Below are 16,205 nucleotides of genomic sequence, written 5' to 3' on the forward strand. Positions count from 1 at the left end.
ATGAGCAGCCCCTTGGACCCGCACGAGAACAGTGCACGCCTGGCTCGCGCCCTGGTCGCACTGGAGAAGATGCAAGCGCGGCTGGAGGCGAGCGAGCGCGAGAAGCGTGAGCCCATCGCCATCATCGGCATGGGGTGTCGTTTCCCCGGCGGCGCGAACCACCCCGAGGCGCTCTGGGAGCTGCTGCGTGGCGGCGGTGACGCCATCGTCGAGGTGCCTCCCGACCGGTGGGCCATCGACGACTACTACGACCCGGACCCCGCGGCGGAAGGGAAGATGTACACGCGCTGGGGGGGCTTCCTGAAGGGCGTCCGGCTCGATGAGCTGGATGCCCGGTTCTACGGCATCGCGCCTCGCGAGGCGGCGAGCATGGACCCCCAGCAGCGGTTGATGCTGGAGGTGACGTGGGAGGCGCTCGCCAACGCGGGGCAGGTGCAGGAGCGCATCGCGAACAGCCTCACCGGGGTGTTCGTCGGGGTGATGCTCAACGACTACGCCCAGCTCCAGGCGCAGCAGGCGGACCCGGCGCTGATGGACGCGTATCTGGCGTTCGGCAACGACTCCAGCTTCATGGCCGGGCGCATCTCGTACATCCTCGGCGCCCAGGGGCCGAGCATGGCGGTGAACACCGCCTGCTCCTCCTCGCTCGTGACGGTGCAGCTGGCCTGTCAGAGCCTGCGCGCTCGCGAGAGCAACATGGCCATCGCGGGGGGCGTGAGCGTCATCCTGGCCCCGGACGGGCACATCGTCTCGTCGCGGCTCCGCTCCCAGTCTCCGACGGGGCGGTGCAGGACGTTCGACGCCGCGGCCGACGGCTACGTGCGTGGCGAGGGCTGCGGTGTCGTGGTGCTCAAGCGGCTCTCCGACGCGCTCGCGGACAAGGACCCGGTGCTGGCCGTCATCCGAGGCGGCGCGGTCAATCACGACGGTCCCAGTGGTGGCCTCACGGTGCCGAGCGGTCCCGCGCAGGAGGCGGTGATTCGCCGGGCGCTGGCCAACGCGGGCGTGGAGCCCGCGCAGGTGGACTACGTCGAGGCGCACGGGACGGGGACACCGCTCGGCGACCCGATAGAGGTGCGCGCGCTGCAGAAGGTGTTCGCCCCGGGGCGGGACGCCTCACGGCCCCTCGGCCTGGGCTCCATCAAGACGAACGTCGGGCACCTGGAGGCCGCGGCTGGAATCGCCGGGCTGATGAAGGTGGTGCTGATGCTCCAGCACCGCGAGATTCCGCCCCACCTCCACCTGGCGCGGCCCACCACCGCCATCCCCTGGAGCGAGGTGCCCATCTCCATCCCCACCCGCCTCCGTCCCTGGGACAAGGCGTCCGGCAGGCGCGTGGCGGGCGTCAGCTCCTTCGGGCTGAGCGGCATCAACGCGCACCTGCTCGTCGAAGAGGCGCCGGAGCGGGAGTCCGCGCGTCCGACCGAGTCGCCCGAGCGCCCCGCCCACCTGCTGCCGCTGTCCGCTCGCGACGAGAACGCGCTCCAGCAGCTCGCTCGCGAGTACCAGACCTGGCTGGCCGGAGCGCCGGGACGACTGGCGGACATCTGTTACACGGCGAGCGCGCGACGCAGCCACCATGAGCACCGGCTCGCGGTAGTGGGGCGCACGCGCGAGCAGCTGGCGGAGCACCTGGGGGCCTTCCTCCGAGGCGAGCCGGTTCCGGCGGTCTCCCATCGGCGGGCCTCGCCCCGTCGGCCGAAGGTGGTGTTCGTCTTCTCGGGACAGGGCTCCCAGTGGCCCACGATGGCGCGGGAGCTGCTCCGGGTGTCCCCGGTGTTCCGCGCCACGCTGGAGGACTGCGAGCGGGCCATGCGAGCGCACGGGGACCTCGCCCTGCTGGCGTTGCTGGAGAAGAAGGACGACGCCTCGTGGATGGAGGACATCGGTGTCATCCAGCCGATGTTGTTCGCCATCTCGGTGGCGCTCGCCGCGCAGTGGCGCGCCTGGGGCATCCATCCGGACGCGGTGGTGGGCCACAGCATGGGCGAGGTGGCCGCGGCCTGCGTGGCGGGCGTGCTCACCCTGGAGGACGCGGCTCGGGTCATCTGCCGCCGGAGCGCGCTGCTCCGCCGCGTCCGGGGGCAGGGCGGCATGGCGCTCGTGGGGCTCTCGCTCGAGCAGTCGCGGGCCGTGCTCGCGGGCTTCGAGGACCGGCTCTCCATCGCGGCGAGCAATGGTCCGACGACGACGGTGCTGGCGGGAGACTCCGTGGCCTTGCAGGAGGTCATGGAGCGGCTGCGGACCCGCAACGTCTTCTGTCGGGCCATCAAGGTGGATGTCGCCTCCCACTCGCCCCAGGTGGACTCGCTGCTCCCGGAGCTGCGCGAGGCGCTCGGTGGGCTCCAGCCCCGCGCGGCGAACCTGCCCGTGTACTCCACCGTGACAGGAGGACTGACGGACGGGACGGACTGGGATGCGAGCTACTGGCAGCGCAACCTGCGTGAGCCGGTCCTGTTCTCTCCGGTCATCGAGCAGCTGCTCGCCAGCCCGCACCAGGTCTTCGTCGAGCTGAGCCCTCATCCCATCCTGACGCAGTCCATCGAGCGCATCGTCGGAGCGTCGCGCACGGAGGGGCTGGTGCTGCCCTCGCTGCGCAGGGACGAGGGGGAGCTGGAGGTCCTGTTGCAGTCGCTCGGCGCGCTCCACACGGCGGGGCATCCCATCGACTGGCGCGCGGTGTATCCGGAGCCGGGTGAGTGCACGCCCCTGCCGGGCTACCCCTGGCAGCGCTCCCGCTTCTGGCTGGAGCCGCGCCCCGCCGCGCTCCGGAACGTGGCGCGCCCCGTCGACTCCCGTCCGGAGGTGATGGCGGTGCCCTCGGACACGGTGAAGTCCGAGCACGCCGACGGCACGCCGTCCCGCTTCTACGACGACTCCGTGGAGCGGGAGCGGGTGCTCGCGCCCGACGAGGTCTACCTGACCTTCGGCATCCAGCGTCGACCGGTGCCGGGCTTCTCGTGGCTGCTGAGCGTCTACGGACTCCCGGAGCGACCGGAGCACACGGAGTTGCTGTTGGAGGGGCAGCGTGGGCTCCGCTCCGTGTTGTTCCGGGGCGTCCGTTGGTCCTCGGTGCGCAAGGTGCTCGACTTCGGCTGCGGGTACGCCTCGGACCTCATCTCGCTGGCGCGGAAGTTCCCGCACCTGCGGCTGGATGGCTACACCATCTCCGCGGAGCAGGCGGCCATCGACGGTGAGCGGGTGCGGGCGCGTGGGCTCCAGGAGCGTGTCCGCGTCTTCGCACGTGACAGCGCGAAGGATGCCTTCCCGGACCGCTACGACGTGGCCTTCGGGTTCGAGGTCGCGACCCACGTCGCGGACAAGAAGGCGCTGTTCGCGAACCTCTCCCGGAGCCTCCACAACGGAGGCTTCCTGTTGCTCGCCGACTTCGTCGCCAATGGCGTGTCGGCCATCAACGTCGAGGAGACCGCGTCGTACAACGTCAACGCGGAGGAGTGGGCGGAGTTGCTGGCGCGCCACCGCTTCCGGCTGGTGGAGGGCGTGGACATCAGCCGGGAGGCCGCGTGCTTCCTCGAGGACCCGGGGTTCGACCGTCACCTGGAGGTCGTGGCGGAGCGGTTCAAGCTCAGTGACCTGGTGAAGCGGAACTTCGATGCCATGCGCAACTTCGGCAAGGCGCTCGACAAGGGGTTGATGAGCTATGCGTTGCTCGTCGCCCAGAAGGACGAGCACGCGGGGGCGCCGTACCTGGCGAGGGTGAACCGCGCGAAGCTGGCGTCGCTGACCCCGTTCACCGCGTTCGAGGACGCGGGGGCCTGGGCGGCGCCCGCCGAGGACTCCGAGCTGGAGGGGCTGGCGCCGCTCGCTTCACGCGAGTGGGTCTACGAGGTGACGTGGCCCCAGAAGCCGCGCGTGTCGAAGTCCGAGACGCAGCGGAAGGGTGAGGCTACGGGCCGGTGGTTGATTCTCTGTGACCGCACGGGAACGGGAGAGGCGCTGGCCGCGCGCCTGCGAGCCCGGGGCGAGCGCTGCACGCTGCTGTACGCGGAGCCCGGTGCGCAGGGACTCGCAGCCGATGCGGCGCGCGTCGAGTCGACGAACCCCGCCGAGGGGCAGCGGACGCTCGGAGCCGATGCGGCGCGGGTCGACCCGACGGACCCCGCGGATTGGCAGCGGGTGCTGGAGACGCTGGCCTCGGAGGGCGGCGGCCCCTTCCGAGGTGTGGTGCACCTGTGGAACCTCGACCTCGGCGGCATGGCGCCGGACGCGACGACGCTGGGGCTCGGCTGCGGAAGCCTGCTGACGCTGGTGCAGCGGCTGGGCGGAGGCGTGGGCGCGAACACGCGGCTGTGGTGGGTCACGCGAGGCGCGCAGTCCGTCGGCGACGGAGGTCCCATCTCCGTGACGCAGTCGCCCATCTGGGGCGCGGGTCGGGTGCTCGCGCTGGAGCACCCCGAGCTGTGGGGCGGGCTCGTGGACCTCTCCGCCTCTCCGGACGCACAAGAGGTCGACGCGCTCTGCGAGGAGCTGTGTGAGCCGGACGGCGAGGACCAGCTCGCCCTGCGTGGGAAGACGCGACACGTGGCCCGACTCGTCCGTGGCGAGCTTCCTCCCGCGGGCAAGTCACCCTGGAGGAGCGACGGGGCCTACCTCATCACCGGAGGTCTGGGAGGACTGGGGCTCCAGGTCGCGAAGTCACTGGTGGCCCACGGCGTCCGGCACCTGCTCCTGTCGGGGCGTACCGAGCTCCCCGCCCCGAGCGATTGGGCAGCGCTCCCGTCGGACAGCCCGCTCACGTCGCAGGTCCAGGCGCTGCGCGGACTCCAGGCACAAGGGGCATCGGTTCGCTACGTGCGGTGCGACGTCGGTGAGCCGGACCAGGTGCGCGCGCTCATCGATGCATGCGGACAGGGCCCCATTCCGCTCGTGGGCATCTTCCACGCGGCGGGTGTCTCTGCGCACCGCGCGTTGAAGGAGACGGGCCCGGAGGTGCTCTCGTCCGTCTTCCAACCCAAGGCGATGGGCGCCTGGAATCTCCACGAACTCACCCGTCACCTCCCACTCCACTGCTTCGTCCTGTTCTCCTCGGCGTCCTCCGTGTGGGGCTCGCAAGGGATGGCCGCGTACGCGGCGGCGAACCACTTCCTCGACGCCCTCGCGCACCACCGCAAGTCCCAGGGACTGGCGGCGACGTGCATCAACTGGGGCCGCTGGAGTGAAGGCGGGATGGCGGGCTCCGAGGAGGCTCAGCGCTTCTTCTCGCAGGTGGGCCTGGAGGCGATGCCGACCGAGGCGGCGCTCACGTTGCTGGAGCGCCTGGTGGGCGCGGGCGTCACCCAGCGGACCGTGGCGTCGGTGGACTGGAGCCGCTTCAAGCCGCTGCAGGAGGCACGGCGACACCGCCCTCTGCTCGAGCACATCTCCGTGGGGGCGCCGGCCCCGAAGGCTCCCCTGGAGCAGGGCTCGGTCACCTCCGAGCTGCTTCGCCGTCTGGAGGAGGCGCCCCTGGGACGCCGCCGCAACGTGTTGCAGGACTTCGTGCGCGGCGAGGCCTCGCGGGTCCTGGGCGCCGAGCCCTCCTCCCTGGCGCCGGGGCAGGGCTTCTTCCAGATGGGCATGAACTCGCTCATGTCCGTCGAGCTGAAGAACCACCTGGAGCGGAGCCTCCGCCACAAGCTCCCGTCCACGCTCGCGTTCGATTATCCGACGGTGGCGGAGTTGACCGACTTCCTGGCGAAGGAGGTCCCCGCGCTCGCGGTGCTCCTTCCCGCTCGGCCCGAGGTGGCGCTCGCCGGCGCCGCTGTCGCCGACGTGGACCCGTTGTTGAAGGACGAAGCCATCTTCGAACTGCTGAGTGAAGCAGAGCGGTTGTCGGAGACCGCGCTGCAATCACTTGCACAGTCTTTCCCTGGTGAGGGCTCAAATGAGTGACGTCATGGAGAAGTTGGTGCGTGGTCTCTCCCCCGAGAAGCGGGTGAACCTCGCCAGGATGCTCCTTCGCTCGGTGGGCGAGAGCGTCCCGGAGAAGAAGACGGCGGAGCCCATCGCCATCATCGGAATCGGCTGCCGGTTCCCGGGCGGCGTGAGTGACGCGGACTCCTTCTGGCGGATGTTGCGAGCGGGCACGGACGCGGTGGGCGAGGTGCCGCCGAGCCGCTGGGACATCGACGCGTACTACGACGCGGACCCCTCCAAGCCCGGGAAGATGTACACGCGCAACGGCGCGTTCCTGGAGGGCGTGGACCTGTTCGACCCGTACTTCTTCGGGATTCCTCCGCGCTCCGCGGTGAACATGGACCCCCAGCACCGGCTGCTGCTGGAGGTGGCCTGGGAGGCGCTGGAGCACGCGGGCATCGCGCCCCAGAGCCTCGCGGGCAGCAAGACGGGGGTGTTCATCGGCGGCGCCACCGGCGACTACACCCAGCTCATCCAGGGCAAGGGCGCCGAGAGCATCGATGCGAGCTACCTCACGGGCAGCCTGCTCACGTTCGCCACGGGGCGGCTGTCCCACTTCTTCGACCTGCAGGGGCCGAGCCTCGGCGTGGACACCGCCTGTTCCTCGTCACTCGTCGCGGTCCATCTGGCGTGTCAGAGCCTGCGCTCGGGGGAGAGCTCGCTGTCGCTCGTGGGCGGCGTGAACCTCATCCTGACGCCGCAGGGCACCATCACCACCTGCAAGGCGCGCATGCTCGCCGTGGATGGGCGCTGCAAGACGTTCGACGCCGCGGCGGATGGCTACGGCCGGGGCGAGGGCTGCGGCATGGTCGTGCTCAAGCGCCTCTCGGATGCGCGGGCGGATGGGGACCAGGTCCTGGCCGTCATCCGTGGCACCGCGGTGAACCAGGATGGGCACAGCAGTGACTTGACGGTGCCCAACGGGCTCGCGCAGCAGGCGGTCATTCGTCAGGCGCTGGCGGACGCGGGCCTGGACCCGAAGCAGGTGGGCTACGTGGAGGCGCACGGCACCGGCACGTCGCTGGGAGACCCCATCGAGCTGCGCGCGCTGGGGGCGGTGTTCGGCGAGAAGCGAGACGGCGCCGCGGCCCTCCAGGTCGGCTCGGTGAAGACGAACATCGGTCACCTCGAGTACGCGGCGGGCATCGCGGGGCTCATCAAGCTCGTGCTCTCGTTGAAGCACGGCGAGGTGCCCGCGCATCTGCACTTCAAGCGCGGCAACCCGTACATCCCCTGGAACGAACTCCCGGTGGAGATTCCCACCCAGCTCGCGCCGTGGACCGCGCGGGACGGGAAGCGCGTGGGCGGCGTGAGCTCGTTCGGCGCCAGCGGGACGAACGCGCACGTGGTGTTGGAAGAGGCGCCGGAGGTGGAGAGGAAGGGAGGGGCGGAGAGGCCGAGGCACGTGCTGGCGCTGTCAGCGAGGAGCGAGAAGGCGCTGAAGGAGCTTGCGGGGCGGTACGCGAAGGGGCTGGGAGAAGAGGTGGGGGATGCGTGCTTCACGGCGAACACGGGGCGAGGACGCTTCGCGCACCGGGTGGCGGTGGTGGGGAGGACGGGAGAGGAGTTGAGGGAGGAGCTTGCGAGGTACGCGAGCGGTGGCGGGGTGGAGAGGGGAGCGGAGGGGCAGGCGAGGAAGGCGGAGGAGGTGGTGCTGCTCTTCACGGGGCAGGGAGTGCAGCACGAGGGGATGGGGAGGGAGCTGTACGAGACGAGCGAGACGTTTCGCGGGGTGATGAAGCGGTGCGAGGAGGTGGTGAAAGGGGAGTTGGGGGAGTCGCTGGTGGAGGTGTTGTACGGAGGGAAGGGGGCGCTGCTGGAGAGGAGCAGCGTGTCGCAGGCGGCGCTGTTCAGCGTGGAGTACGCGCTGTCGGAGGTGTGGAGGGAGTGGGGAGTGAAGCCGGCGGCGGTGATGGGGCACAGCCTGGGTGAGTACGTGGCGGCGTGCGTGGCGGGGGTGTTCAGCCTGGAGGAGGGGCTGAAGCTGGTGATGGAGAGAGGGAGGTTGATGGAGGGGCTGGAGGGTGAAGGGAAGATGGTGGCGGTGTTGGCGAGCGAGGAGGAGGTGAAGGGGGAAGGAGGATGGAAGCTGATTGCGGCGGTGAACGGGCCCGGGGAGGTGGTGCTGGCGGGGCGAGTGAAGGAGGTGGAGGAGGTGGAGGGGAGGCTGAAGGGGAGGGGGAAGGAGTGCCGAGTGTTGAAGACGACGCACGCGTTCCACTCGGAGCTGATGGAGCCGATGAAGGAGGGGTTCGAGAGGGCGGCGGGGAAGGTGGGGATGAAGAGGGCGAAGCTGGAGTTGGTGTCGAACGTGAGTGGGAAGGAAGTGAAGGGGGAGGAGAGGGAGGCGGGGTACTGGGCGAGGCACCTGAGGGAGCCGGTGAAGTACTGGGAGGGAGTGAAGGGGCTGTACGAGAGGGGATACCGGGTCTTCGTGGAGGTGGGGCCGAAGCCGACGCTGACGGGGGTGGGGAAGAGGTACCTGGGGGAGGGAGAGGCGCAGTGGGTGGGGAGCCTGAGGCCCGGGAGCAGTGACTGGGAGATGCTGCTGGGGAGCACGGCGAAGCTGTACGTGAAGGGCGTGGAGGTGGACTGGGCGGGGGTGGACAAGGGGTACGCGCGCCGACGGGTGGCGCTGCCGACGTATCCCTTCCAGCGTGAGCGCTACTGGGTCGACTCGCTCATCCCCAACACCGATGTGCTGGTGACCTTCTACCGGACCATCGTCCAACTGGCGGAGGTCAACACGGCGGTGCAGTTCCCCTCGTTGCGCTTCGCGACGCTGCGCGAGCCCGTGCCCGGCTTCTCGTGGATCGCCATGTACCGGCCGGAGGCCGACCCCTCGAAGGAGGCGGTCTACAAGCAGTTCTACGACCTCGCCCTCCAGTCGAACCTCGAGATGGCGAAGACGCTCTACCGGGGGCTCGACTTCTCGTCCTTCACCCGCGTGCTCGACATCGGGTGTGGTCACGCCGCGGACCTCATCGACCTGGGCAAGGCGCATCCCCACCTGGAGCTGCATGGCTGCAACATCTCGCCCGACCAGATTGAAGCGGGGCGGCAGCGCATCCGCGGGCTCGGGCTGGATGGGCGCATCAAGCTCCACTACCAGGACAGCTCGCGCGACGCCTTCCCGTCCACGTACGACCTGGTCATCGCGTTCCAGGTCATCCACCACATCCGGAACAAGGCGGACCTCTTCGCGAACATCAGCCGGAGCCTGCGCAACGGCGGCTACCTGGTGATGGCGGAGACGCTGTCCAACATGGCGAGCGCCATCGAGCACCCGGAGTCCACCACCCTCTTCGTGCCCCAGGCCGAGTGGGCGGAGCTGCTCGCCCGCAACCACCTGCGCATCGTCGAGGCGGTCGAGTCCAGCCAGGAGATCGCCAACTTCCTCCACGACCCGGACTTCGAGCAGAACTTCACGCGGGTGACCCGCGACCTGGACGAGGTGACGCAGAAGCACCTGCACGGCATCCACATGCTGGGGGAGCTGCTCAAGCGTCGGCTGGCCGCCTACCTCCTGTTCACGGTGACCAAGGACGAGTCGATGGACGTGGACACGATTCGTCGCATCAACCTCGAGCGGCTGGGCGCGCGTGTCTCCTACGATGCCGCCTACAGCGCCGTGACGAAGGGGCCGTACGCGCTGCCGCCTCCTCCGGGGGCGCAGACGCTCCAGGACGCCGCCTCCGCCGCGAGCACCTTCTCGAAGACGCTGCTCTCCACGGAGCCCGGCCAGCGAGGCCCGCTGCTCGACAGCTATCTGCGGGAGCAGGTGGCCAACTTGTTGAAGATGCCGGTGGTCCGGCTGGACGCGGAGCAGCCCCTGAGCACCCTGGGCCTGGACTCGCTGTTGTCGCTCGAGCTGAAGCACAAGATCCACGCGGAGACGGGCGTGAGCCTGCAGCTCGATGAGCTGCTGCAGGGCGCGAGCATCGCGCACCTGTCGCAGCGCCTCGCCGAGCAGCTCGACGGGAGCGGCGCGGGCCGGACGGCCCCGAGTCAGGACTGGGAGGAAGGCGAGCTGTGATGACCGACGAACTCATCGCCGAGCTGTCCCGGCAGGGCGTCACGCTCTGGGTGGAGGGGGAGCGGCTGAAGTACCGGGCCCCCAAGGGCGCGCTGTCGCCGGAGCACCTGGCGAAGCTGTCCACGAACAAGGCCACGCTGGTGGAGCACCTGCGCCGGCTCGCGGCCGACGGTGAGTCCGTCCATCCGCTCTCCCACGGACAGCAGGCGCTCTGGTTCGTCTCCCAGGTGGCACCCGACAGCGCCGCCTACAACACGGCGCTGTCGATTCGCATCGTCTCCGAGCTGGACGTCGCCGCGCTGCGACGCGCCTGTCAGCGGCTCGTGGACCGACACGGCGCGCTGCGGACGACCTTCACCACGCACCAGGGACAGCCCGTCCAGCGGGTGCGTGAGCAGGCCGAGGTCCCGTTCGAGCAGGTCCCCGTCCCGGAGCTCGACCTCGAGTCCCTGCGGGCGCGGGTGACGCAGGCGTACGAGGCCCCGTTCGACCTGGAGCGGGGCCCGCTGATGCGCGTGCGGCTGTTCACGCGGGGCCCGCGCGACCACGTGCTGCTCATCGCCATCCACCACATCGTCTACGACGGATGGTCGCTGCTGGTGCTGGGAGAGGAGCTGCTGCGGCACCTCTACGCCGCGGAGAAGGCGGGCGCTCCCGCGACGCTGCCCGCGCCGCAGGCGACCTATGTGGACTACGTCCGCTGGCAGGCCGAGATGCTCGCGGGCGCCACGGGGCAGCGGCTCTGGGACTATTGGTCCCGACAGCTGGGCGGCGCGCTGCCGGCGCTGGACCTGCCCATCGCGCGTCCCCGGCCGCAGGTGCAGGGCTACGCGGGCGCGTCGGTCCCGGTGTCGTTGAAGGGGACGCTGCCCCGGCGATTGAGGGAGCTCTGTGAGCAGGAGGGCGTCACGCTGTACACGCTGCTCCTGGGCGCCTTCATGGGCCTGCTGCACCGCTACTCGGGGCAGGAGGACCTGCTCGTCGGAACGCCCACGCTGGGGAGGACGCAGCCCCAGTTCGCGAAGGTCGTGGGCAACTTCATGAACATGATGGTCCTGCGGGGAAATCTCTCCGGGGACCCTTCGTTCCGGGCCCTGCTCGGGCAGCTGCGGCAGACGGTCGTCGGCGCGCTCGCGCACCAGGACTTCCCCTTCCACCTGCTCGTGGAGAAGCTCAACCCGGAGCGCGACTCCGGCCGCTCACCCATCTTCCAGGTGGCGTTCATGCTCCAGCCCACGCCCCGGGAGGACATCTACCAGGGGGACGAGGCCCACCCCGCGCTGCCCGGGGGGCTGGTGCTGCGCCCCTTCGACATCCCGCAGCAAGAGGGCCAGTTCGACCTCTCGCTGGAGCTGACGGAGACGGACGCTTCGTTGGGCGGCGTGCTGAAGTACCGCACGGACCTGTTCGACGCGGCGAGCATCCACCGGATGGTGGGGCACCTGGAGACGCTGCTGGAGGGGCTCGTCGAGGACCCCGAGCGGCGCTTGTCGGAGCTGCCCCTGCTCACCCCCGAGGAGCGCCGCCAGGTGCTCGACACCTGGAACGACACCCGCTCCGCGCGGACCCCCGCGTCGTGCCTCCACGAGCTGTTCGAGGCGCGAGTGCGCGCGTCCCCGGAGTCCATCGCCCTGGTCGCCGGCGCCGAGCGGCTGAGCTACCGCGAGCTGGACGCGCGCGCCAATCGACTGGCGCACCGTCTGCGGGCGCTCGGCATCGGCCCCGAGGCGCGGGTGGGCCTCTGCGTCCCCCGGAGCGCCGACATGGTGGTGGGCATGCTCGGCATCCTGAAGGCCGGCGGCGCCTACGTGCCGATGGACCCGACCTATCCCGCCGACAGGCTCGCGTACATGCTCGGCGACTCCCAGGCGAAGGTCGTCCTGGTCGACGCGGGCCACGCGACGCGGCTGCCGGAGACGGGCGCGAAGGTGGTGCCGTTGCAGGCCGGCGGCGACGAGGTCGTGGACCCTCCGAGGAGCGGGGTGGTGGCGGAGAACGTCGCGTACACGCTCTACACCTCGGGCTCCACGGGGCGTCCCAAGGGCTGCATGGTCTGTCACCGCAACGTCGTGCGCTTCTTCGACGCGATGGATGACGCCATGGGCGCTCACGAGCGCGGCGTGTGGCTCGCCACGACGAGCATGTCGTTCGACATCTCCGTGCTGGAGCTCCTGTACTCGCTCACCCGGGGCTTCCAGGTGGTCCTCCGCGGCGAGCAGGGAGTATCGACCGGGACCGGCGCGTCCAGCAGGCCGCTCGAGTTCAGCCTCTTCTATTTCGCCAGCGACGAGCGCGAGCACACGAAGGCCAAGTACCGGCTGCTCCTGGAGGGTGCGCGGTTCGCGGACACGCATGGCTTCAAGGCGGTCTGGACGCCCGAGCGGCACTTCCACGCCTTCGGCGGGCTCTACCCGAATCCCTCCGTCGTCAGCGCGGCGCTCGCGGCGACCACCCGGAACATCCGGCTGCGCGCGGGCAGCATCGTGCTCCCGCTGCACAGCCCCATCCGGGTCGCGGAGGAGTGGTCCATCGTGGACAACCTCTCCGACGGACGCGTGGACCTCTCATTCGCCTCGGGGTGGCACCCCAATGACTTCGTGCTCGCGCCCGAGCGCTTCGCCGATGCGCGCACCTCCTTCTTCGAGCAGATCTCCACCGTCAGGAGGCTCTGGAGGGGCGAGGCGGTGTCGTTCCGGAACGGACAGGGGCAGGACGTCCCGGTCCAGTCCCTTCCCCGGCCGGTCCAGCCGGACGTCCAGGTCTGGGTGACGGCGGCGGGCAACCCGGAGACGTTCCGCGCCGCGGGAGCGTCGGGCGCGCATGTGCTCACGCACCTGCTGGGGCAGAACCTCACGGAGCTGGCGAAGAAGGTCCGAATCTATCGGGAGGCCTGGGCGGCCGCGGGCCACGGGCCGGGGCCGGGCCACGTCACGCTCATGCTGCACACGTTCATGGGCGAGGACGTCGACGACATCCGCCAGAAGGTGAACGCGCCGCTGCGCCAGTACCTGAAGAGCTCCATCGGGCTGCTGCGCTCGGTCATCGGGCCCCTGCCACATGGGGGCGAGCTGGAGGCGCTCTCGGAGGCGGACGTCGACCAGCTGCTCGCGAAGGCCATCGACCGGTACTTCAACCAGCTGGGCCTGTTCGGGAACGTGGAGAGCTGCCTGCCGTTGATCGACAGGCTGCGCGAGCTGGGCGTGGACGAGGTCGCGTGTCTCATCGACTTCGGGATGGACGTCGACGCGACGCTGGCGGGGCTCGAGACGTTGAACGCCCTGAAGGAGCGTTGCACGCGGCCCCCATCCGCGCCCGAGGACATCCCCTCGCTCATCGCCGCGCACGGCGTCACCCACTTCCAGTGCACGCCGTCGATGTTGCGGATGTTGCTGCTGGAGCCGGGGGGCGTGGAGGCGCTGCGTCCGCTCCGCAAGCTCCTGGTGGGCGGCGAGGCCTTCCCCTCGGCCCTTGCGCGCCAGGTGCTCCCGAGGGTGGAGGGCGAGGTGCTCAACATGTACGGGCCGACCGAGACGACCATCTGGTCCTCGTTCGAGCGGGTGGAGGACGCGTCCCTGGTCACCATCGGCGGGCCCATCGCGGACACGCGGATGTACGTGCTGGACGCGCGGCTTTCGCCCGTGCCGGTGGGGGTGCCCGGGGAGCTGTTCATCGGAGGCGAAGGGGTGGCGCGGGGCTATCTCCACCGCCCCGAGCTGTCGGCGGAGCGCTTCATCCCGGACCCCTTCGCGGGGGAGCCCGGCCTGCGCATGTACCGGACAGGAGACAGGGTCCGTCGTCTGCCCGAGGGGCGCATCGAGTTCCTGGGCCGCGAGGACCACCAGGTGAAGGTGCGGGGAGTACGCATCGAGCCGGGGGAAATCGAGGCGGAGCTGCGTCAGCACCCGGAGGTCCGTCAAGCGGTGGTGGTGGCGAGGGCCGACGCCTCGGGCGAGGTGGCGCTCACGGCCTATGTCGTGGCCGCGACGACCGTCACCCCCTCGGCGCTGTCGCGCTTGCTGAGGGACAGGCTGCCGCCCGCGATGATTCCCTCCCACTTCGTCCGGCTCGACGCGCTGCCGTTGACGCCGAACCAGAAGCTGGATGTCCGCGCCCTGCCGGTGCCCGAGGCTCCGGCGCCGGAGCTGTCGGCCGCGTACGTCGCGCCCAGGGACGCGCTGGAGCTGGAGCTGGTGGCGCTCTGGGAGGAGCTGTTCGATTTGCGCCCCATCGGCGTCACCAGCAGCTTCTTCCAGCTGGGCGGCCACTCACTGCTGGCGGTCCGGTTGATGTCCCGGCTGCGCGCCCGCTGGGGGCGTCAGCTCCCCGTCTCCCTCCTGTTCCAGGCGGACACCATCCGTCAGCTCGCGGCCCTGCTCGTCCAGCAGGAGGGCGGTGCTCGCGCGCGTGAGCCGCTGGTGCGCATCCAGGAGTCGGGCGACAAGCCGCCCCTGTTCTTCGTGCACCCGACGGGAGGCGACGTGCTGTGCTACGCGCCGCTGGCGAGGCAGCTGGGGCCCCGGCAGCCCTTCTATGCGCTGCAGGCGCTGCCGGACCAGGACGCGGGCTCCATCGAGGAGATGGCGGCGCGGTACCTGGAGGAGGTGCGCCGCGTCCGTCCGAGCGGGCCGTATCGCCTGGGGGGCTGGTCCACGGGCGGCATCGTCGCGCAGGCGATGGCGCGGCAGTTGGAGGCGCGGTCCGAGCAGGTGGAGCTGCTCCTGTTGTTGGAGACCTGGTCTCCGGAGCTCTACCAGCGGGCGGAGGAGCCCGGCGCGCTCATGGCGTGGTTCGCCACGGACCTGCTGGGGGGCGCGGAGGCGGCGAAGCTCGACGCGGTGAAGCTCCAGGCGCTCGATGAGGCGGGGCGCCTGGGCTACCTGGTCGAGCACGCCAAGGCCCTGGGCGCGCTTCCGGGGGTGGAGCTGCCGGAGATGGAGCAGCGCTTCCGGGTCTTCTCCCGCAACGCGCGGGCCCTGTCCCGCTACCGGGCGGAGCCCTATCGCGGCAAGGTGCTCTTCCTCCAGGCGGAGCAGCTGGCCGCGCCTTCGTCGGACACGCTGCCCGCGCCGGTGGAGAGCTGGGGGGAGCGGTTGCTCCAGGCCCAGCTGCATCAGGTGCCGGGCAATCACTACACGATGCTGCAGGCGCCGCATGTCCGCGAGGTCGCGGACCGGATGACCTGCTTCCTGGATGCGCTCACGGTGGCCGCCGGGCCACGTTGAAGGAGCCTTGGGTCATGGGAATTCATGTCGCGCGGTTCAGGATGGGAGGCGAGGTCCGGTGGGGATGGGTGCGGCGGGAGCAGGTCATCCCCATCCCGGGGCGGTACGAGTCCCTGGCGGAGTTCCTCGCGGAGGGGGCGGCGAGGGCGCGGGGGATGGCGGCGGCGGGGAGCGTGGGGGAGGGGCTCGCGCTGGCGAAGCTCGAGCTGCTCGCGCCGGTGACGTCGCCGTGCAACGTGGTCTGCCAGGGACAGAACTACCGCAGCCACATGCTGGAGGTGGGGCAGGACCCGGACGCGAAGGACTTCAACCAGTTCTTCCGCAAGGCCTCGTCGTCGCTGGCCTCGAGCACGGAGGACATCGTCAAGCCGGAGCGGGTCCGGATGCTCGACTACGAAATCGAGCTGGGGCTGGTCATCGGCCGGAGGATTTCGGGGCCGGTGCGGGTGGAGCGGGGAGGGCTGCACGAGTTCGTCGCCGGAATCGTGATGGGCAATGACATCTCCGCCAGGGACCTCCAGCTCGCGGAGGGACAGTGGCACAAGGCGAAGAGCTTCCGGACCTTCTGTCCGGTGGGGCCGTATGTCTATCTGCTCGACGCGGAGGATTGCGCGCGGTTGATGGACCTGCGACTCCAGCTGTCTGTCAATGGCGAGCCGAGGCAGGACGCGAGCACCTCGGAGATGCTCTACCCGCCGGAGGAGACACTCACGGAGCTGTCGGAGGTGATGGACCTGTTCCCGGGGGACCTGGTGCTGACAGGGACGCCGGGCGGCGTGGCGGCGGGGCGCAACCTGTCGAAGCTTGCGCGACAGGTGGGCAGGTTCATCAGCGTCTTCCTGTCTGACAAGACGCTCGCGAAGCTCATCCTGAAGCAGGGCAACACGGCGGGCTACCTGAAGGAGGGGGACGTCCTGCGTGCCTCGATTTCGAGCCCGGACGGGGTCATCCACCTGGGGACCCAGGAGAACCGCATCGTGACGCGGGCCCTGGAGGCGCCGGTGCGCGAGGCTCGCGCGAAGGTGGGGTGA

The 16,205-nt window shown here is 70.2% G+C and carries 4 protein-coding genes; all 4 read left to right on the plus strand.

Annotation, left to right across the window (positions count from 1 at the left end; all coding sequences use genetic code 11):
* From K8640_RS30680 to K8640_RS30700, 4 genes are read left to right on the plus strand one after another with little or no spacing between them, the layout of a single operon-like run.
* Complete coding sequence (locus tag K8640_RS30680; protein ID WP_223750322.1) at positions 1-5,892, plus strand: type I polyketide synthase; 5,892 nt, start codon at positions 1-3, stop codon at positions 5,890-5,892.
* Positions 5,885-9,952, plus strand: a complete 4,068-nt coding sequence (locus K8640_RS42950) for a type I polyketide synthase (protein WP_305070694.1) — start codon at positions 5,885-5,887, stop codon at positions 9,950-9,952. The genes K8640_RS30680 and K8640_RS42950 overlap by 8 nt, the downstream gene beginning before the upstream one ends.
* Positions 9,952-15,174, plus strand: a complete 5,223-nt coding sequence (locus K8640_RS30695; RefSeq protein WP_223750323.1) for a MupA/Atu3671 family FMN-dependent luciferase-like monooxygenase — start codon at positions 9,952-9,954, stop codon at positions 15,172-15,174. The genes K8640_RS42950 and K8640_RS30695 overlap by 1 nt, the downstream gene beginning before the upstream one ends.
* Positions 15,175-15,188: 14 nt before the next feature.
* Positions 15,189-16,205 (plus strand): fumarylacetoacetate hydrolase family protein, encoded by a 1,017-nt coding sequence (locus K8640_RS30700; protein ID WP_223750324.1) that lies wholly within the window; start codon positions 15,189-15,191, stop codon positions 16,203-16,205.

Source organism: Myxococcus sp. XM-1-1-1 (assembly GCF_020037095.1).
Taxonomy (GTDB): domain Bacteria; phylum Myxococcota; class Myxococcia; order Myxococcales; family Myxococcaceae; genus Myxococcus; species Myxococcus fulvus.